The organism is Cohaesibacter marisflavi (assembly GCF_900115225.1).
Classification (GTDB): domain Bacteria; phylum Pseudomonadota; class Alphaproteobacteria; order Rhizobiales; family Cohaesibacteraceae; genus Cohaesibacter; species Cohaesibacter marisflavi.
In genome coordinates this window covers 95,588-114,958 of the sequence record NZ_FOVR01000002.1, presented here as the reverse complement: position 1 = coordinate 114,958, position 19,371 = coordinate 95,588, and the positions used below count along the sequence as shown (strand labels likewise).

Annotated in this window: 17 protein-coding genes and 1 tRNA gene; 14 read left to right on the top strand and 4 right to left on the bottom strand. The window is 51.7% G+C overall.

All coding sequences use genetic code 11. The features are described 5' to 3' along the window. The first annotated feature begins 371 nt into the window (after positions 1-371). Positions 372-2,063 (top strand): ATP-binding protein, encoded by a 1,692-nt coding sequence (locus tag BM258_RS04015; RefSeq protein ID WP_175527908.1) that lies wholly within the window; start codon positions 372-374, stop codon positions 2,061-2,063. 36 nt (positions 2,064-2,099) lie between these two features. Here the strand turns inward: BM258_RS04015 and BM258_RS04010 are convergent, their stop codons facing one another. Next, positions 2,100-3,458, bottom strand: a complete 1,359-nt coding sequence (locus BM258_RS04010) for a sigma-54-dependent transcriptional regulator (protein ID WP_090069198.1) — start codon at positions 3,456-3,458, stop codon at positions 2,100-2,102. Between the two features lie 823 nt (positions 3,459-4,281). On the opposite strand from BM258_RS04010, the gene BM258_RS04005 reads away from it, so the two are divergent. The 6 genes from BM258_RS04005 to BM258_RS03980 all read left to right on the top strand — a co-directional run bounded on the left by BM258_RS04005 (position 4,282) and on the right by BM258_RS03980 (position 12,288). Beyond that, on the top strand, positions 4,282-5,259 hold the full coding sequence (locus tag BM258_RS04005; protein ID WP_090069196.1) for a TRAP transporter substrate-binding protein: 978 nt from the start codon (positions 4,282-4,284) through the stop codon (positions 5,257-5,259). Between the two features lie 246 nt (positions 5,260-5,505). Beyond that, positions 5,506-6,024: a TRAP transporter small permease gene (locus BM258_RS04000; RefSeq protein ID WP_090069194.1), complete on the top strand. Its 519-nt coding sequence runs from the start codon at positions 5,506-5,508 to the stop codon at positions 6,022-6,024. A gap of 15 nt (positions 6,025-6,039) precedes the next feature. Continuing rightward, complete coding sequence (locus BM258_RS03995) at positions 6,040-7,314, top strand: TRAP transporter large permease (RefSeq protein WP_090069191.1); 1,275 nt, start codon at positions 6,040-6,042, stop codon at positions 7,312-7,314. Positions 7,315-7,787: 473 nt separating this feature from the next. Further along, a complete protein-coding gene (locus BM258_RS03990) occupies positions 7,788-9,692 on the top strand; it encodes an AAA family ATPase (RefSeq protein ID WP_090069189.1) in 1,905 nt (634 codons plus the stop codon). Positions 9,693-9,974: 282 nt separating this feature from the next. Then, positions 9,975-10,439: a hypothetical protein gene (locus BM258_RS03985; protein WP_090069186.1), complete on the top strand. Its 465-nt coding sequence runs from the start codon at positions 9,975-9,977 to the stop codon at positions 10,437-10,439. Continuing rightward, entirely contained in the window at positions 10,432-12,288 is a 1,857-nt protein-coding gene (locus BM258_RS03980; protein WP_090069183.1) for a phage terminase large subunit family protein, read from the top strand. The genes BM258_RS03985 and BM258_RS03980 overlap by 8 nt, the downstream gene beginning before the upstream one ends. An 8-nt stretch (positions 12,289-12,296) precedes the next feature. Here BM258_RS03980 and BM258_RS03975 read toward each other — a convergent pair whose 3' ends face one another. Continuing rightward, positions 12,297-12,959: a hypothetical protein gene (locus BM258_RS03975; protein WP_090069181.1), complete on the bottom strand. Its 663-nt coding sequence runs from the start codon at positions 12,957-12,959 to the stop codon at positions 12,297-12,299. 4 nt (positions 12,960-12,963) lie between these two features. Continuing rightward, positions 12,964-13,197, bottom strand: a complete 234-nt coding sequence (locus tag BM258_RS03970) for a helix-turn-helix domain-containing protein (RefSeq protein WP_244544590.1) — start codon at positions 13,195-13,197, stop codon at positions 12,964-12,966. 89 nt (positions 13,198-13,286) lie between these two features. Between BM258_RS03970 and BM258_RS03965 the strand changes: the two genes are divergently transcribed. The 7 genes from BM258_RS03965 (at position 13,287) to BM258_RS03935 (ending at position 19,089) form a co-directional block, all read left to right on the top strand. Then, positions 13,287-13,811, top strand: a complete 525-nt coding sequence (locus tag BM258_RS03965) for a hypothetical protein (RefSeq protein WP_090069178.1) — start codon at positions 13,287-13,289, stop codon at positions 13,809-13,811. 72 nt (positions 13,812-13,883) lie between these two features. After that, positions 13,884-14,366 (top strand): hypothetical protein, encoded by a 483-nt coding sequence (locus BM258_RS03960; protein ID WP_090069175.1) that lies wholly within the window; start codon positions 13,884-13,886, stop codon positions 14,364-14,366. Then, entirely contained in the window at positions 14,363-15,784 is a 1,422-nt protein-coding gene (locus BM258_RS03955; RefSeq protein ID WP_090069173.1) for a phage portal protein, read from the top strand. Before BM258_RS03960 ends, BM258_RS03955 begins: the two co-directional genes overlap by 4 nt. Further along, positions 15,781-17,574, top strand: coding sequence for a prohead protease/major capsid protein fusion protein (locus BM258_RS03950; RefSeq protein ID WP_090069170.1), 1,794 nt, complete (start codon positions 15,781-15,783; stop codon positions 17,572-17,574). The genes BM258_RS03955 and BM258_RS03950 overlap by 4 nt, the downstream gene beginning before the upstream one ends. After that, positions 17,574-17,789, top strand: coding sequence for a phage head-tail joining protein (locus tag BM258_RS03945; RefSeq protein ID WP_090069167.1), 216 nt, complete (start codon positions 17,574-17,576; stop codon positions 17,787-17,789). The genes BM258_RS03950 and BM258_RS03945 overlap by 1 nt, the downstream gene beginning before the upstream one ends. Positions 17,790-17,792: 3 nt before the next feature. Beyond that, on the top strand, positions 17,793-18,038 hold the full coding sequence (locus tag BM258_RS03940) for a hypothetical protein (protein WP_090069164.1): 246 nt from the start codon (positions 17,793-17,795) through the stop codon (positions 18,036-18,038). 259 nt (positions 18,039-18,297) lie between these two features. Further along, positions 18,298-19,089, top strand: coding sequence for a tyrosine-type recombinase/integrase (locus tag BM258_RS03935; protein WP_244544589.1), 792 nt, complete (start codon positions 18,298-18,300; stop codon positions 19,087-19,089). A gap of 43 nt (positions 19,090-19,132) precedes the next feature. Here BM258_RS03935 and BM258_RS03930 read toward each other — a convergent pair. After that, a tRNA-Arg gene (locus BM258_RS03930) sits at positions 19,133-19,209 on the bottom strand. Between the last annotated feature and the right edge of the window lie 162 nt (positions 19,210-19,371).

Sequence of the window (19,371 nt, the reverse complement as noted above, 5' to 3'; positions counted from 1 at the left end):
ACATTCGGCCTTGTTACTGGAGCATTGCTTTTTTAGCCTTGGGTTCTCGATCAGAACCATAAGCAGGCATTGTTTTTTGTAAGGGCCCTGCTGTCAAATGAGCATAATGAGCCCACATTTGCTCATACAGGTTCGTCTATTTCAAAGGCCGCGGTTCGCGGCCTTTCGCATGTCTGCACCCCGCACGGCTTTGCCTTTCCCTCCAAAGGAAATCCTGACCTTTTCACCATTGTGTTTGATGCTCTTCTTTGGTCGGAGCGCAAGCGGGCTGGCACGATGGGCACAAACACGCCTATAATGACATGTTGCAACGGCCTAGAGCGCATGTGCGCTTTGCGGCTTCTTTCAGTCCTTTACGGCGAGCAGAGCAAATGGTTGAAAAGCTGATACCCTTTATAAGGATCAAGTCCTTTCACCTGCTCATCATCACTCTGCTTATATTGATCATTTCCTTTCCCTTCTATGAGGAGATGAAGAACCGGATCAATGCCAGCAAGCTGATCATCAACATGTATAAATCGAGCCTGGAATCCTCGATTTACCAATATAAATTTCTTCCTTTCATCCTCTCGCAAAACCAGAAGATCGTCGACATCACCACAGGCGATCTGGATTCGGTTGAAAGCGGCTATTTCCTGCAGCGCATCAAATATGCCACCAACGTTGCCACCGTCTTTGTTCAGGATAAATCCGGCAAGACCATCGCCTCAAGCAACTGGGACAGGCCCGATAGCTATATCGGCAAAAATTACGGTTTCAGACCCTATTTCAAGGCCGCCATGGCGGGACGACTTGGCCAGTTTTACGGGGTTGGCATCACATCTCTCACCCCGGGCTACTTCATTTCCTACGGGTTGAAGTCGGGCGGAGAGATCATCGGTACCATTACAATCGAGATCAATCTCTCCGATCTGGAGGACGTCTGGGCGTCCGGTCCCGATGAAATCATCGTCTCGGATGTCCATAACATTATCTTTCTGAGTTCCAACAAGGCCTGGAAGAACAAGACCCTTGGCGATATCAGCGCGCGGGCCATCGACAAGGTGGATTCGGAGAAGCAGTTCGTCCGGCATCTGCTGAGCCCTATTGCCCTGTCGCGCTGTTATAGCGTGGGCGAAATGACCTTCTACAGCAATTCCAAGTTCGGCTGCGCGCTTCCGGGTATCTTTTCTATCCAAGAGGACATTCTCGACTATGGCTGGACTATTCTGTCGCTGCAAAGCACACACTATTATTATGCGCTCGCCGTACTTGCTGTCCTTCTAGCTTTGCTGATCTATGGCATCATCCTGTTTGCCTATCGGAACTTCCGCAACAAATACAAACGCAGCATCCAGAAACTGCAGAACCAGCTGGTTGAAAACAGCAAGCTGGCCTCGATTGGCCAGATGGCGACGGAACTGGCGCATGAATTCAATCAGCCGCTTTCGGCCATCTATATGCTGCTTGATACCTCCCGACTGTTGCTTGAACGCAAGCTCTATCCGCAGGTGGACGAAAATCTGGCGCTGGTGGCCTCTCATATCGAGCGCATGACGCAACAGATATCGGAACTCAAATCCTTTGCCAGCCGGCATCGCATCTCCAGCGGCAATGCCAACATCGTGTTGGTAGCGAATTCTTCCATCAAGCTGTTTCAGGCCACACTGAAGAAGAGCAATGTGCAACTCGAATTCCAGGCCAGTCACAATGTCATACAGGTGCCCTGCAATGACATTGGTCTGGAGCAGATTTTCAGTAACTTGATCACCAATGCGCTTGACGCCATGAGCAATCGTGAAAAGAAGAGATTGCTCATACTGATCAGCAAGGAAGAGGGTAAGGTGCAGGTGCGGGTGCGCGACAATGGCTGCGGCATTTCCGATCCGACACGGATCTTTGAGTCCTACTTCTCCACCAAGCAGCGGGGCACCGGTCTCGGGCTGGCGATCATCAAGGGGATTGTCGAGAATTCCGGTGGCTCCATCAAGGCGCAGAATCATGCCGCAGGCGGGGCCGAGTTCATTATCAAATGGCGCGAATGGGTCGACGCGACGCAAGTTCCATCAGAAGACACCATCTAGGCATCAAGCCTTGTAAGCGCACAACCGACAGCTGGCCTAATCCGCCAGGTTGTTCGAGCGAAAGGCATCGGGCTTGATGTCGTGGCGATTGAGCTTGTCATAAAGGGTCTTGCGCGGCAGCAACAATTGCTTGGCAGCCGAGCCGACATGTCCTCCGGTCTGACGCAGGGCATCCTCAATCAGTTGCTTCTCAAAGGAATCCAGACATTCCGTGAGGCTCATGCGGTTTTCATCCGAAATGGAGAAGCCGTCCGTCTCAGGGGGCACAAAACCGAGAATATAGCGGTCGGCGAAATGTTTCAGCTCGCGCACATTGCCCGGCCATTTCTGGGTTTGTAGCCAAATAATAAGCTCGGGCTTAATGTCCGGCATCGGGCGCCGATATTGCTGGGCGGCCTGAAAGGCAAAATGATAAAACAGCTCGGGAATGTCTTCACGCCGCTCGCGCAGGGGTGGCAGATGAATGGTAACGACATTCAGCCGATAATAGAGGTCTGAGCGAAAGGCCTTCTTTTCGCTCAGCTCCTGAAGATCTTCCTTCGTGGCTGCCACCACACGGCAATCGACCGGCACGAGCACATTGTTGCCCAATCGCTCGACGGTGCGCTCTTGCAACACGCGCAGAAATTTGGCCTGAATATCCAGCGGCATGCTTTCGATCTCATCGAGAAACAGCGTACCCTTATGCGCATATTCCACTTTGCCGATCCGCTTTTTGGTGGCGCCGGTGAAGGTGCCTGCCTCATGACCGAACATTTCGCTTTCAAACAGGCTATCGGGGAAGGCAGCACAGTTGAGCGGCACGAAATTGGCATTGCGCCGATCGCTCCACATATGGATGGCATTGGCCACCACTTCCTTGCCTGTGCCCGTTTCACCCTGCACCAGCACGTCGGCATCTGTATCCGAGATGTTCAGGATCATCTCCCGAATACGGTTCATCGCCTTGCTCGAGCCAATCATCACGGGGCCATTGGCCGCCTTTTGCTGCAAGCGTGACTGGACATTCTCCAGCTCCAGCCGACGCTTGTCGACCGCCCGCTGCAGGATTTCCGTCAGGCGCTTGTTGCTGCATGGTTTTTCGATAAAGTCATGGGCGCCCTGCTTCATGGCATTGACCGCCATTTCCACATCGCCATGCCCCGTGATCAGCACCACGGGAATAGCCGGATCAATGGCGAGTACCTTTTCCATTAACTTGACGCCAGACATGCCCGGCAGGCGGATGTCGGTCAGAACGACCGAGGCCGGATGCTTTCGCACCAGCTTCAACCCGTCTTCCGCATTGTCTGCTGTAGAAACAGTAAAGCCAGCCATTTCCATGGATTGCTGATACGCAAATTGCACGCTTTTATCGTCTTCGATGTAAAGTATCGAAATATCGATTTGATCCACGCCTTGGTCCTCTCTGACAGGGCAACCCGCAAGGTCCTCACCACGGCGGGCAGTTCATCGGGCTGTCCCTTATTTCGGACCATACCACCCGCGAACCGCTCTTCTTGCCCTCCTCCAACCCTTCAACTTTATACACATAACGAAGCAAGCGTCGAGGCGCTCGATAGAAGGAAGTGGCCAAAACTGACTTTTTGCCGGTTTTAACAGGTCCATGCGGCATCTTGTCCCCGCACTCTACGCAACTATGTGCGGATATCGTGACACTTGCTCCTGAGGGTGTCTGGAAATCCGCACAATCCCGCGCATTTTCGTTAGACTAAGGATCAAGCCTCCTAACCTCTTCCAATTTTCTTTGAGCCCTTCTTGAAAAAATTTGTCCGCATCACCATGAGAGTCCTTCTCCTGCTCACTGGTGAAAAAGCATCAATGTTACAAATGGTTAATGATTGAGCGATCAGGCTGCAAGCTCCGCTTGTGCCTTCCGGCACACCGTTTTTGTGCGCCTTCGGCTACTATTTGGCACGGGGCTTGCTGATGTTTGTACAAGCGGCACGCAAGCTCGTTGGGTGGAACTCCACAATCGAACCGGGGACTGGCGTGCTCAGGATCAACCGATCCTATGAAGGAGGAGCATACAGGGAGCGAGGTGAGGCCTCGCCCCATCATGAAATGAAACCCGGATCGCAGGATCCAAAAGAAATCAGGTTGATCCGGCTTCTATTGCTATGAGGGCGGTTCGACTCACAGATCAGACACCCTCGCGGTGTCGAAGCTACATTCGAATAACAGGCTTTTTTTGAAGACAGGATAGGGAGGAAACCTAATGATCCGTCTCGCAAGTATTCTCGGCGCTGGCCTTATGGCCCTGTCGCTCGCAGCCCCGACTTTCGCTGCCGACGTCACCCTCAAGCTCGGCCATATTGCCGTGCCAGACCATCCGTATGGCAAGGGCGCTGACTATTTCGCCAAACTCGTCAACGAAAAGAGCAACGGCTCCATCGAAGTCAAGGTTTTTCCAAGCTCCCAGCTGGGTGGTCAGAAAGACCTGATCGAAGGCATGGTTTTCGGTGCTGTTGACATGGCTCTGGTCGGCACCGCTGTTCTGGGCCAGTTCCAGCCACAGATTTCCATCTTCGACCTTCCCTTCATCTTCAACGACCGGCCGCATGCCTACAAGTCTCTGGACAGCGTCGGCATGGAGCTTGGCAAGGAGTTGGAAGGCCGCGGCATCAAGCTGCTGGGCTATATGGAAAACGGCATCCGCCACGTTACCAACAATGTCCGCCCCATCAAGGAACCGGCCGACATGGAAGGCCTGAAGATCCGCGTCATGACCAACAAGATCTTTGTTGAAATGATGAAATCTCTGGGTGCATCTCCAACCCCTATGGCCTTCAGCGAACTCTATTCTGCCATGCAGCAGGGCACGGTTGATGGTCAGGAAAACCCTTCTGCGCATATCTTCACCAAACGCTTCTATGAAGTCCAGAAATATGCCTCCAAGACTGCACACGCCTATTCTCCGGAACCGATGATCATTTCCATGATCAGCTGGGCAAAACTCAATGATGAGCAGAAAGCCATCATTCAGGACGCCGCCAAGGAAGCGATTGCATGGCAGCGCAAGATCTCTGAAGAGCAGGACAATGAATATTGGGATCAGATCATCGCGACTGGCAAAATGGAAGTCATCGACGTTGATCGCTCCAAATTCAAGGCCGCTACGGCTCCTGTGATCGAAATGTTCGCCGATACCGTTGGTCAGGACAATATCGACAAGATCAACGCTCTGGCCGAATAACAAAAGCCAGCCCCAAGAGAGCCCACAACAAACACATATCAGGGCTCGTGCCGAGCTTGGGCAGGGGCTGGCCCGGTCGCAAGACCCCGGGTCAGCCCACTGCGCACATCCATTCTGGCCAATTCGGCCAGTCCGCAGCGCAAGGCTCCTCGGGCCTCATCACCCGAATTCATGATCCAATCAACAACAAGGCTTGGCCCGGAGCGTTTCCGAAGGCTTCTCCGGCCTCATAAAAGGTCTCAATTCATGGACGCCATATTCAAAATCCTGCGCAAGTTGCTGTATGGGATTTCCGTCGTTGCCATGCTTGTCATGCTGACAATCATCTTCATACAGGTGATCACCCGCTATCTGTTCGGCTTCTCGTTCGAGTGGTCCGAAGAGCTGGCCCGCTTCCTGTTTGTCTGGGTCGTATTCCTTGGCTCCGCGCTTATAATGGGCGAAGACGGCCATTTGGCTGTTGAGCTGGTCCCGCGCCTTCTCAATGGCACAAAGCCCGGCTTCGTGCTCAATCTGTTCATCAATGCCTGCGGCTATGTTTTCATCCTGCTGCTAATCATACAGGGCTGGAAAATGACGCAGACCATGACCTTCCAGACCTCTCCCGGTCTCGGCCTGTCGATGAGCTATGTCTATATCATCATGCCCGTCTCGGGTGTTCTCATGCTGATGTATCACATCAAGGACACCATAAGCATCTTCCGCTCGCTCGCTGGCAAAGCTGAAGACGACAATGCCGATGACACATCGGTTGTAACGGACTAGCGGGAGCCTGATATCATGGAAGTCGCACTTATTCTTTCCTTCGTCGCGATGGCGCTGATCGGTGTGCCGGTGGCTTATGCCTTGGCTCTTTCGGTCTCCTTCGTTCTGGCGTTCTACATGGACCTGCCACAGGTTCTCATTACCAACAACCTCTTCTCCGGCATCGATTCCTTCTCCTTCATGGCGGTGCCCTTCTTCATGCTTGCCGGTGCCTTCATGTCCGCAGGCGGGGTGACCTCGCGTCTGGTCAATGTGGCGCAAGCGATGGTCGGTTCCTTTACCGGAGGTCTGGCTCAGGCCGTGGCTGTGGCCGGCATGTTCTTTGCTGCCATCTCGGGGTCTTCCGCTGCGACCACGGCAGCCATCGGCTCAACCATGGTCAACGAAATGGAGCAGAAGGGCTATAAACGCGAAATGGCAACCGGCATCGTGGCTGCGGCCGGTACAGTCGGCATCGTCATTCCGCCTTCCATCACCTTCGTGGTGTATGGGGTTATTGCCAACGTCTCGATCGGCGATCTGTTCATGGCCGGTGTTGTTCCGGGCCTGCTGATGGGCGGCGCCATGTGCGGCATGGGCTGGTATCTTGCCAAGAAAGGCCAGATCCCCCCCGACGGGTCTTTCTCCTGCAAGCGCCTCGCTCTGGCCCTCAAGGACGCCTTCTGGGCTCTGATGACGCCGGTCATCATTATCGGCGGCATCTATTCGGGTATTTTCACGCCAACGGAAGCGGCCGCTGTTGCTGCGGTCTATGGCATCCTGGTCGGTCTGTTCATCTATAAAGAGCTGGCCATTCGGGATTTCCCTGAAATCGTCTTCAAGGCAGTGATCGGCACAACGCTCATCATGTTCCTTGTGGGCGCTGCCAAGGTCTTCGGCTGGCTGATGACCAACCTGCAGATCCCGCACATGATCGGTGAAGCCATTATCCAGTTCACCAGTTCTGGCATCGTCTTCCTGCTGATCATGAACGTGCTGCTTCTGGTGTTGGGAACCCTTGTGAATGCGTCGGCGGCGGTGGTCATCCTGACTCCGATCTTCCTGCCGGTCGCCCTCAACATGGGCATTGACCCGATCCATTTCGGCGTAATCATGGTCGTCAACCTTGCCATCGGCTGTATCACGCCTCCGGTAGGGCTGGATCTGTTCGTGGCCAGTGCCATCACCAAGGTCCCGTTGGAAAAGGTCATGAAATCGACCGCTCCCTATCTAGGCGCGCTGATCGTCGCCTTGCTGATGATCACGATGATTGAACCGATTTCCACCACGTTGCCGTATCTCTTCAAATAAGCCCTAAAACACATGCGCTGGCAATCCTCTGCCAGTGCCCCTCTTGGCCCCGGAAACGGGGCCTTTTTTTTGGCAAAGCATTTTGCCAATGCATGAGGGGGTATACTGCAGGCACAGCCAAAAGACCATACGAACACACATATGCAGCATGCTGCCTAAGCGATAAGATACTGATGTAAAGGGGAGAATGGCGCGCTGGGGAGGATTCGAACCCCCGACCCCCAGATTCGTAGGCACATCCAAAGCTTTGGAAAGTCAAACAGTTCACCTCAAACTTCTTCAAATTATCCGACCAAAGATCAATCACTTAGTAGGCGGTCTGCAAACCAAATTGCAGGGCAAATTCGCGAAGTAGCCCGCGATATTCGACGAATTGGATTTGACCGAGCCCAAACCCCTGAGACCATTCTAGAAGCCAAGCACGATGCATTCGAGCGCCTGAATGTCATTGCTCGCCAAATAGAGGCATAGCGATGATGGACATTCGTGACTTGATTGATCCGATATCTCGCGAACTGTGTGGTGAGCCAAACAAGCACTTGTCTAAAAACGGGGAGCTGCGCTTTGGGAACCGTGGAAGTCTAAGCGTTAAGACCACGGGAGAAGAAAAGGGAACTTTTTTTAATCACGAAACAAATGAAGGCGGCGGCGTTATTGATCTAGTGATGGAAAAACGCGGTTGCTCAAAGGAAGACGCAGGCATCTGGATTGACTTAAGATTTGGATCTGGATTTCGTCAACACCAAAATCGTTCCAATATTGTCGCAGCCTACGACTATGTGGATGAAGAAGGCTGTCTTCTTTTTCAAGTCGTCCGCATGGACCCGAAGGATTTTCGACAACGGCGCCCAAAGCCGGGAGTTAAGCACCCCCAAAAGGATAGCGACTGGGAATGGAAGGTCAAAGGCACTCGCCTTGCGCCATATAGATTGCCAGAGCTCTTGGAAGCCATTGCCCAAGAGCAACCGATCTATATTGTTGAAGGCGAAAAGGATGTTGAGCGCTTGGAGCAGCTTGGAATAGTAGCGACATGCAATCCAGGTGGCGCAAAGAAGTGGCCAGAAAGCGTTAATTCACATTTCTTGCAAGCTGATGTCTTCATCATTCCTGACAATGATGATGCAGGCCGCGAGCATCGGGATATAGTTGCCAGAAGCCTAGACGGTATTGCGCGGCGCATCCGTGTACTAGATCTTCCAAACCTTCCCAAAAAAGGGGATGTCTCTGATTGGCTTGAGGGTGGAAGAACTATCGAAGAATTCTACCGGCTTTCTGAAGTCGCCCGGGATTGGGAACCTGCCCCAACGCCAACCCATTTCCCTATGATCTGGTACGGAGAAGAGGACAACCTTCCTCCAAGAAGTTGGCTCGTAAAGAAAGTGCTGGCGACAGGAGAAATGTCAGTCATCTACGGCCCATCAGGTGTTGGAAAAAGCTTCTTGGCTATTGATCTGGGCCTCAGGATAGCCGCTGGCCTTCCTTGGTTCGAAAACAAGGTTTTATCCGGGCCTGTTGTCTACGTCGCAGGAGAGGGGGGCACCGGTGCAAGGCAACGCCTCAAAGCATGGCGAGAGCATCAATCGATAGATACACCGATTCCCTTCGTCATGATCCCCAAAGCGGTTGATATGAGGTCGCCAGATAGCTCGGATATATCCTCACTTGCCGCGGACATAAAGGAGATAGGTCGGAGGGCGGGCTCGCCTGTTTCACTGATTATCATCGATACTTTATCTCGCATGATGGCGGGCGGAACTGACGCAGATCCGCGCGATATGGCAAGCTTTATAGTCCAAGTTGAAAAACTCAGGGAGAAGACAAATGCACATGTTTTGATAGTCCACCACACCGGCAAGGATAGGGATCGCGGCATGAGGGGAGCAACTACCCTTCGAGACTGCTCTGACACAGTAATCGAGTTGGAGAAGGCAGGTGATAGCGACATCTGCAAAGCCACCATCGATAAGCAGAAAGATGGCGAGGACGGAACAACCTTCCGCTTCAAACTCTCACAGGTTGCTCTTGGTCTTGATGAAGATGGGGATGAAATTACCTCATGCATTGTTGAGCCCACGGGTAACAGTGAGGGAGAAAGAGGGGATAGACCTCGGCTGTCTGGAGCTGCAGAAATTGCCCGACGCGCATTGAACGATGCATTGGTCGACGATGGGCAGTCTTCTCCGGGCGGCAAGATTATTCCTGAGAATGTCAGAGTGGTTTCTATAGAGGCTTGGAGAGCACGAGCCTATTTGCTTGGTATCAGTCCAACAGGCAGCGATGAAGCGAAGAAGAAAGCCTTCCAACGAGCCTGCCGCACGCTTCAAGAAAAAGGGCTTATCGGCATATGTGAACCTTATGTATGGAATACGAGACAATGATGTCCCGCAGGGACATGTCCCTTAATGTCCCGCAGGGGACGGACACCGGACACCCCCCCTAAAGGGGTGTCCGGTGTCCGATCCCAACGGCTCGGGTCCTTGCGGCATCAGAGCAATACGGGTGGGCTGGGCCCCAAGGTTATTTACACTGAACTTGGGAATTTATCTAAACTTTAGTGAGGTTTAGCGAGGTAAAACGGAACGTTCATGCAGTCTACGCATAGCTCAAGCGAGGATCAAAATTCGTTACTTTTGCCTCTATCAGCCAAAGAAAAACGGTTGATGGCAAAGACGAAGTTCGCCGAGTTTCTAGGAATTTCCAAAGGTCGCGTCAGTCAGTTGATAAAGGACGGATTGCCCGTCGAACCCAATGGCATGATCGATTCCGAAGCAGGCAAGACATGGTATTCCGCGCATTGCTCCCCAAATCGTCGCAAAGCTCTGACTGAAAACATCCCAACAAGCGCCCGTGCTGAGCTTGATGCAGTCAGAGTGGAACGAGCCAAGCTGGACCTCGAACGAGAGAAAGGCAACTTGATTGACCGGATGGCCGCAAAACAAGCCATTTTCTCACGAGCCAGAGCGGAACGTGATGCATGGATCGGTTGGGCAAGTCGGGCCAGTGTGGCACTTGCCAGCGAGCTGGAAGCAGACCCCAAAGATGCCTTTGCGCTAATGGACAAGCTTGTCCGCGATCACCTTGCAGACCTTGCAGAACTGCCCCTGAAGGAGCTAGCCGATGACTGATCTTGCAGAACTGACAATGATCTGGGCTGATGAAATCTGGCGCGAAGGGCTCGCCCCAGAGCGACAGCTAACTGTCAGCGAATGGGCTGACAAGTATCGCCAACTCCCTTCAACGAGTGCCGAGCCGGGGCGCTGGAGAACAAATCGGGTTCCATACTTGCAAGAAATCATGAACTGCCTTTCTACTGCTTCCAGCGTTGAACGTGTGGTCTTCATGGCTGGCGCACAGATCGGCAAAACCGAGGCTGGATTGAACTGGATTGGTTATGTCATCGATCACGCACCAGGTATCATGCTTCTCGTTATGCCATCGCTGGACATGCTCAAGCGCAATAGTCGCACTCGTATAGATCCTTTGATCGCGTCAACTCCGGCCCTCAAGGACAAGGTGGCTCCGCCGAAGGCGCGAGAGAAGGGCAATACCATTGACCTGAAAAGCTTCATTGGTGGAGAACTGGTCATGGCCGGAGCCAATTCACCAACCGGCCTCCGTTCTACCCCTGTACGCTATATCTTCCTTGATGAGGTGGACGGATATCCCGTAGACGCCAGTGGTGAAGGCGACCCTGTAGAACTCGCCATTCGAAGAACAGCAACCTATAAAGGGCGAAGAAAGATTTATCTCTGCTCTACTCCCACAGTCGCCGGAGTGTCCCGCATCGAGAAGGCATATAACGAAAGCGACCAGCGAAAATACTTTGTCCCCTGCCTTGAATGTGGCGGCTTCCAAACCATAGCTTGGAAACGCATCAAATGGCCCAGCGGATTCCCTGAAGACGCGTACCTTGAATGCGAACATTGCGGTCACGCTATCCATGAGGCTCAAAAGCACAAAATGCTTGCCTTGGGCGAATGGCGTTCCACCGGCCATGGCGATGGACGTACGGCAGGCTTTTGGCTCCCCGGCCTCTATTCCCCATTTGAAAGTTGGGGTGAGATGGCGCGCGAATTTGTCACTGTCAAAAATGATCCACCCCGTCTCCAAACCTTTATCAACACGCGCTTGGGTGAAGCCTTCGAAGATCGGGATCTTGCCCCGATTGAAGCTCAACGCCTGCTCAACAGGTCGGAACAAGCTGGGCCTATCCTTCCTGATGGTGTCGCACTTATCACAGCCGGGATTGACACCCAAGACGACCGGCTTGAAATGGAGATTGTCGGCTGGGGTAAGGATGAGGAAAGCTGGTCACTCGGGTATCATGTCCTTTGGGGAGACCCTTCAAAACCCGATGTCTGGAAGGAACTGGAACGACTACTCGCCAAAACCTACCCGCATCCAAGGGATGTTTCCGACCTATCCATCTATGCCGCTTCAATCGACAGCGGCGGCCACAGGACGCCCAACGTAATGTCATTCTGCCGCCAGCGTCAAAATAGAAGGATCTGGGCTATCAAGGGACGAGGCGGACCTGGCATTCCTGCTTGGCCAAAGCGACCACCAAAACCGAAAAAGGGCAGTGCTCCCTTATTCATTATCGGGGTTGATGCAATCAAGCACACATTCCTCTCACGCCTCCGGATTGAAGAACCCGGTCCCGGCTACTGCCATTTTCCTCAGGAGCGCGATTTGGATTATTATCGTGGCATTACCGCAGAAAAGCCGATTAAGGTCTACAAGAATGGCGTGGCCAGAATTAAATGGGTGCCAGTTTCCGGGGTCAGAAACGAGCCGCTAGATTGCCGTGTCTATGCCTATGCGGCCTTGCACGGTGTCGCCACAACGGGCATCCGGCTCAACGAGTTAGCTGATATGTTGGCAGAAAAACCGATCAAGTCAGAAACGATGGAAAAACAAATGTGTGTAGCAGACAATCGCAAGGTTGTCCGGTCAAAATGGATGGCAAGGTAAAACTTTTACTATCCAAATATCAAGCTTACAGAAAAATACAGAACTGACGAAATTCCAATAAACATCAAAGAAGCGAACACACGTCCAACCCACGGACTGAACAGCTGTTGAGGCCCTATACGAACTTCTTTTCCCAATCCTTGGTTCCACGAGACGCCAACAACATGTGGAATTTCCCCTCCAACAACAAGCATCGATAGAGTGAAATGTTGTCTTTTGTGCAATTTCTTCACAATGACAACAAAGCGTCCATCTGAATTTACGAGCTCTTTATATTGCAAAGGAGGCCAAATATCGAAGTGCTGAGGCCGATAATTTAATATCACTTCAGCGTCACTTGCTGTTGCCCCACCGATGTTTTGAACCCAAATTTCGATAGTTCTGACTATCACACTTTGGTTCTCTATCTCCTTCCGATCTATCTCCCTTGAATCTGATACATCAGAGTCTTCTTCAATTTCATCATGACCATCAACCTCCACATTCTCTTCTGCTGGAGTTGTATTGGGAAATGCGTAAGTGTGCCCGTGAGATACCCCCCATGCGATGCGCCCTTTCCGATCTCGGTACCCTTTGACGACACTTAATAAAATTGAAAGCAAGCCAACCATGACTGTGCCTTGAAAAGTGGGATCCTTAGTAAACTCAGGAAGCTGGGTTAGCCACTCCATCAAACTACCTCTTCATTCTCACTCCGGCACCACCGCCATTTTCTGGAATGAATTCTACTCCAGCCGATTCTAGCGCTGATTGCAATGCGTCGATTGTTCTCGGCTTCAATTCTTCACCTCGCTCAAATCGCGTAACTGTATTTGTTGACACTTTCGCAAGCTCAGCCAGTTCACGAACGCCGAGTCCAAGCCCTGCCCTCGCCATTTTGCATTGTTCAGATGTAATTTTCGCTTCCATGTAGCGATTTCGCCTTGACGTTGTGATTTTCCTTATTATGATTACATAGTAGCGATTCCGCTACATTTTGCAATAATTGGAGCACACCAATGAACATGCACGTCAACCCCACTTTGCTCGCTGCGACCGCTATGAATTACAAAGCTAATCCTCATACTTTAGAGACTAAAATGGATCATCAACCTCTAGCTTTGTCAGATGTAAACGAAGACAATTTTTCAAAAGAGCAAATGGAGTATTTTTTATATTTAGCCGAGATAAATTCTCATCCTAACTCTCGTACTTTATTGGCCGATAACTTCGAGCCCAAATATCAGAGGCATGAAACCTATTTCTTCTCATTATTCAAAAGGAAGATTGGCGAACTCGCATTAGTCTCGGTGATAACCGAAGATGCAAAAACGGGTGATCGAGAAGAAACTGAGTATTGCGGAATCCTTATCGATTGCCATGCTGACTATGCTGTCCTCGAAGAACCTGTAAGCGGTGAACAATTCGTCTTTAAAGGCTGTAGATGTATGCCTGATGAATTTGGGATTTACCGGATAATAAACACCTTAGGGGTGTTGCAATGGGCCGACTTACGAAAAAAGGTTCCTCCAAGAAGTAACTAAACCATGAAAAGACTTGACATGTGAGAATATCTCACACATATTATTGTGAGATATTCTCACGGAGATTAAAAGATGTCAGATGCCTTCAGCCCTTCTAAAGTCGTTAAGTTGGTCGAAAACTCGCTGAGCGTTGATAATTTGCGCGACTGGCGCAGGCGTGGTCTGCTGGATGGCATTGGACAACAAGACAATCGAGGACGTTGGAATTATAGCATCGGAGAGGTGCTATTTCTGAGTTCAGTTCCCATTCTCATAGAAATGGGATTAGAGCTGAAGACCATTTTTGATCATGAACTCAACTTCAAAATGTATCTTCACTCACTTGTACGCCAGCCAGACCAGCCAAACCGCTTCATGCTGCTTTACCCGAAAGGCAATCAATTCAGCCACGCTCTATTGGAACAACCAAATGAGATGATGGAGAAGTCCGATATCGGGGGATTCTTGTTCAGTCTTGAAGGTCTAGTCCAGCGGCTACCAAGTTCGGTCAAAAACGAATTCCGAAGCTTCTGGAATGCGACGAATACTGCCGTTATAAAGGAAGCCAACGAATGAGTAGACAAGCAAAGAAGTCCGTAGCGCAAAGCGCTGGTGATTGGCTTTATCGCATGTTTGGCGGCAAGATTGAAGCTGCAGGATATGGCCCACGTTGGCAGGGCGTCAGCAGCATCAGCAATCTTTCCGAGGCTGCACATGCAGGGTCAAGAACCATCCAAAGCCGCACAATCGGCGGAGTGGTCAACAATCCATGGCTCGCCAAGGCAGTCGAAAGCCTTGTTTCCAACCTGATCGGATCAGGCATTGTAACGCGCTCCAAATGTGAAACAGATAGCATTCGCGAGCAGCTTCAAAACGAACTGGAGCGGTGGCTTGAAACTTGCGACATTGAGGAACGCCATGATTTCTATGGCCTTCAAACCCAGATCACCCGAGAATTGGTGATCAAGGGTGAGGCCTTTGTGCAGCTCATTCAGCAAGGCACGAAGCTCAGCCTCAAGACTATCCCTGCCGATATGGTTGACGCCTCGCTTAACCGCGAGTTGGGTGAGAATCGCTATATCACAGCGGGGATCGAGTTTGACGAATATGGCCAGCGCATCGCCTACCATGTACTCCCGCGACGACGCGGAACATCTATCTTACAGAATTTAGGACATGTTCGCATTCCTGCAGAAGATATGCTTCATGTCTTTGTTTCGATTGAGCCGGGACAAGTGCGCGGTCTTTCGTGGTTCACGTCTGTGCTCTTGCGAGCCCAAACGCTGGATAGCTATGAAGACGCGCAGCTCAAAAGACAACAGGTCGCCGCTCTCTTTGCCGGATTTATTCGCGACGTCGACGGAACGTCCAATCCTCTGGAAGGAGAACAAAAGGACGGCATCTTTGAAAGCGGCATTGAGCCGGGGGCGGTGCATTTCCTGCCAGCAGGATCTGACATTGAATTTCCCAACATGCCAGATGTCAGTGATTTTCCCTCTTTTATTCAGTGGCAATTGCGAGCCATGGCGGCAGGGCTTGGCCTCACATATGAGCAGCTGACTGGCGACTATTCAAACTCAACTTATTCTTCCAGCCGCGCAGCCCTTCTGGAATTTCGCCGCAGAATTGAAAGCATCCAGCACACAGTTCTGGTTAAACAATGCCTGCAACCAATCTATGAACGCCTTGTTGCCCTCTGGGCGCTTGAAGGCACAATCGATCTATCCGCCTATTCAGCAGAGCCAGAGGCCTTTCATAAAGCCGAGTATCTACCGCCAGCATGGCCGTGGGTAGATCCTGAAAGTGATGCCAAGGCAGCAATCCTTGAAATCGAAAACGGGCTGACAAGTCGTAGCCGAGTTGTCGCGCAACGTGGCTTCTCCGTCGAAGAGATCGACGCGGAACGCAAGCGCGATAGCGAGAGGGAGCGGGGTCTTACCAACCCACTGTCAGCCGGTACCAACCCCGCTCCCAAAACGGAGGATGCAGCATGAATTCCCCAGTCGACCATCACCAGCTTGGTACCATAGAAACGAGAGATTTCTCTATTGGCTCTCGAACGCTAAGTGAAGAAGACCGCACAGTTGTTGCCGTTGCAACAGCCTTCGGGGATGTCGACCGGGGAGCCTTTATCGAAAGGCTCGACCCGCAGGCCACCAATCCGGAAGCCTTCATCGGTTGCCCCGTTCTGGACAGTCACCGCCAAGATAGCCTTCAAGCTGTCCTTGGCGCGGTGACAAATGCCAAACGAGAAGGCACAGCCATTATTGTTACTATCAAATTCACATCCGACAGCCGGGCAGATCCCGTAATCGCAGACATTCGCGACGGTTTGATCACTGGCGTCTCGATTGGCTATCAGCCAATGAAATGGACAGACAAGCGCGCCCAGGACACTGGCCGGCTTATTCGGACCATCACACAGTTTACCCCCAAGGAAGTGAGCTTCGTAAGCGTACCGGCTGACACTGATGCAAGGATTCGAAGCATGCCAAATAAACCGGAGGCACTCTCCACAACTGAACCCAAGGCCAACGAAATGGCTTTGCGCAATCAGCAAATCCGCGCCATGGCCACCACCCTGAAGCTCGGCGATGAATGGGCCAATTCCCAGATCGACTCCGACTGCGAACTGAATGAAGTCCGGGCTGCAGCAATCGCTGAGGCCGAGAAGAGGGCCACACCACTGATCCGGACACAGACAGCCCGAATTATCACCGACCACACTGATCCGATTGCTCGTGCCCAGCGCATGACCGACGCGTTGATAGTCCGGATAGACCCGTCTCATACCCCTGAGGAAAGCGCCCGCGAATTTGTTGGCCTGACTATCCCGGAGATCGCCCGCGATTGCCTACGCAATTCCAATGTCAACACGATGGGCATGTCGGCATCAACGCTTGTGACCCGTGCGCTCAGCACCAGCGACTATCCATTGATCATGGGGGACACCGTTGGACGCGTCCTTCGCCAGTCATATGAAAGTGCTCCAAGCGCACTCAAAAGATTGGCTCGACAAATTACCGTGAAGGATTTTCGCACTCGCCAAGCCATCACCATGTCTGAAGCACCTGATCTGAAACTCGTAGCAGAAAACGGTGAGTATCAAGATGACTACATGCTCGAAGCAGGCGAAAGCATCAAAGTCGACACTTTCGGACGAATGATGCGTTTTTCACGCCAGATGATGATTAATGATGATCTGGGTGCACTGCAGGATGTTCCCCGTAAAATGGGCATTGCAGCTGCTGATTTTGAAGCTGAGTTCTTCGTCGATCTGCTTGATCAGAACGATGGACTCGGACCGAATATGGCAGACGGGAAAACTCTATTTCATGCCGATCACAACAACCTTGCAGCGACTGGAGCTGCCCCAACCTCAGACACACTCTCAGCAATGAGAAAGGCGCTACGCCATCAAACAAGCATGTCTGGCAAGAGGCTCAATCTCAGTCCCAAATATGTTGTTGTACCGGCCGACCTCGAAACTACCACAGAGATGCTGTTGACAGCCATCACTCCAACTTCGACAGACAATGCAAACCCATTTTCCAATCTTGAAATGGTTGTTGAGGGCAGATTTTCTAATGCCGACCGTTGGTATGTAGCGGCGGGAAATGGCGTGATCGACGGGCTTGAATATGCCTATCTTGAAGGTGAACCCGGTCCGCAAACTGAAACCAAAGTTGGTTTCGAAGTCGACGGGGTGGCCGTTAAAGTTCGTCTCGATTTCGGCGCTGCCTTTATGGACTGGCGCGGATGGCAACTCAACGAGGGAGCCTGATGCCTAGCCTTAATGAGCTGATGATCTGGCGCGATGCCCTTGAAAAAGCCAAGGCAAGTGGCGTCAGATCCGTCGAATTCAGCGACGGAAGAAAGACTGAATACAAAAGCGATAGTGAGATGCGCGCAGCTTTGTTGCGCATCGAACGCCAGATTTCATCCATGAGCGGCAAGACACTCAAACGTGCCCGCATCATTTCCAATAAGGGGGCTTAGGTAATGACCATTCTTCCTATGAACATCCCCAAAAGAGGGCTGAATGAAAAAGAGGCGGCAGAATATTGCGGCCTCTCAGCCAGCGCCTTTACTCGCCTTGTGGGCAAATTTGTAATACCAGGCCCCATTCCCGAAACCAGGCGTTGGGACAGGTGTGCACTGGATGCCGCCTTGGATCGCTTAAGTGGCCTCACCACAAACACCACCACATCAAACGCACTGGATCAAGGGATGGCTAGAGATGGTTAGAGCCTCATTTCCCGGTGTCAACCGTGTCACTAAGACGTTGGCGAGCGGTGCTAAGCGTGTTTATTACTATCATCGTGCGACAAACAGGCGTTTGGCTGGCAAGCCCGGAGACGTGTCTTTTGCGACCTCTTATACCGAAGCTGAGGCCAGCTTCACACAGAGAGACCGGAATACACTAGCAGGCCTTTTGCGGCAATATAGCAACTCTCTGAAGTTTGATCGCCTCGCGACTAGCACGAAGTCAGATCGACGCCGCTTGATGCGTAAAATTGAAGACAAGTTCGGGACAATGCCACTCGCAGCTCTAGAAGATCGGCGGGTTAAGTCCATCTTTCTGGATTGGCGAGACGAAACAGCTAGGCGGGCCCCTCGTGAGGCAGACAACCGACTGGCGACACTGCAAGCCGTCTTATCTTGGTCTTACGACAGAGGCCTGATTGAAAAGAATCCTCTTGAGAGTTTTGAGCGGGTTTACAACTCAGATCGTGCAGACAAGATTTGGCTTCCTTCGGATATCGAACGTTTCATGTCTAAGGCGAGTATAGGATTGCAGCGAGCATTGATTCTGGCTTTGCATACGGGGCAACGCCAAGGTGATTTGCTCAAACTCTCATGGAGTAACTACGACGGCCAATATATTCGCCTCCGGCAAGGCAAGGGTAACGTCTTAGTAGAGATACCATGCACAAAGGCATTGCGGGCTATGCTGGACAATATGCCCCGTGAGGCCGCCACTGTTCTTCTCAGTGCATCAGGGCAACCTTGGAAATCTAAGAATTTTCAGCATCGATGGAAAGACGCCATGGTTGCGGCAAAGATTGAAGATTTGCACTTTCATGACCTCAGAGGCACAGCAGTAACGATGCTAGCAGAAGCGGGATGCACCGCTCCCCAGATCGCAGCTATCACAGGGCACAGCCTCAGACACGTTTCTGGAATACTGGACAAGTACCTTGCCAAAACTCGAACCCTTGCAGATCAAGCAATGAGCAAATTTGAGAACGCTCAGGGAACGGAATTTGCAAACCAACTGCAAACCAAAGCCCAATAGGGACAATGACCATGGAAAAGAGCATTGATAATAAAGGGGAAAATGGCGCGCTGGGGAGGATTCGAACCCCCGACCCCCAGATTCGTAGTCTGGTGCTCTATCCAACTGAGCTACCAGCGCAACCTGTGTGCCATGCTCGTTTTGAGCTCGGCAAGTGAGGCTGTTGTCTAATCCCTATTGGCCGAGTTGGCAAGGGCGTTTTGGTTTTTATTTCATTTTTTTAACAGCGTTGAGCAAGCCTGTGAAAAGAGATGGCGGAAAGCCGCGAAAGAGCCGTTGTCA

Bases quoted from the DNA above. Each gene is read 5' to 3' on its own strand.
- BM258_RS04015 (WP_175527908.1), top strand. From the start codon at position 372: ATGGTTGAAAAGCTGATACCCTTTATAAGGATCAAGTCCTTTCACCTG.
- BM258_RS04005 (WP_090069196.1), top strand. From the start codon at position 4,282: ATGATCCGTCTCGCAAGTATTCTCGGCGCTGGCCTTATGGCCCTGTCG.
- BM258_RS04000 (WP_090069194.1), top strand. From the start codon at position 5,506: ATGGACGCCATATTCAAAATCCTGCGCAAGTTGCTGTATGGGATTTCC.
- BM258_RS03995 (WP_090069191.1), top strand. From the start codon at position 6,040: ATGGAAGTCGCACTTATTCTTTCCTTCGTCGCGATGGCGCTGATCGGT.
- BM258_RS03990 (WP_090069189.1), top strand. From the start codon at position 7,788: ATGATGGACATTCGTGACTTGATTGATCCGATATCTCGCGAACTGTGT.
- BM258_RS03985 (WP_090069186.1), top strand. From the start codon at position 9,975: ATGGCAAAGACGAAGTTCGCCGAGTTTCTAGGAATTTCCAAAGGTCGC.
- BM258_RS03980 (WP_090069183.1), top strand. From the start codon at position 10,432: ATGACTGATCTTGCAGAACTGACAATGATCTGGGCTGATGAAATCTGG.
- BM258_RS03975 (WP_090069181.1), bottom strand. From the start codon at position 12,959: ATGGAGTGGCTAACCCAGCTTCCTGAGTTTACTAAGGATCCCACTTTT.
- BM258_RS03970 (WP_244544590.1), bottom strand. From the start codon at position 13,197: ATGGAAGCGAAAATTACATCTGAACAATGCAAAATGGCGAGGGCAGGG.
- BM258_RS03965 (WP_090069178.1), top strand. From the start codon at position 13,287: ATGAACATGCACGTCAACCCCACTTTGCTCGCTGCGACCGCTATGAAT.
- BM258_RS03960 (WP_090069175.1), top strand. From the start codon at position 13,884: ATGTCAGATGCCTTCAGCCCTTCTAAAGTCGTTAAGTTGGTCGAAAAC.
- BM258_RS03955 (WP_090069173.1), top strand. From the start codon at position 14,363: ATGAGTAGACAAGCAAAGAAGTCCGTAGCGCAAAGCGCTGGTGATTGG.
- BM258_RS03950 (WP_090069170.1), top strand. From the start codon at position 15,781: ATGAATTCCCCAGTCGACCATCACCAGCTTGGTACCATAGAAACGAGA.
- BM258_RS03945 (WP_090069167.1), top strand. From the start codon at position 17,574: ATGCCTAGCCTTAATGAGCTGATGATCTGGCGCGATGCCCTTGAAAAA.
- BM258_RS03940 (WP_090069164.1), top strand. From the start codon at position 17,793: ATGACCATTCTTCCTATGAACATCCCCAAAAGAGGGCTGAATGAAAAA.
- BM258_RS03935 (WP_244544589.1), top strand. From the start codon at position 18,298: ATGCGTAAAATTGAAGACAAGTTCGGGACAATGCCACTCGCAGCTCTA.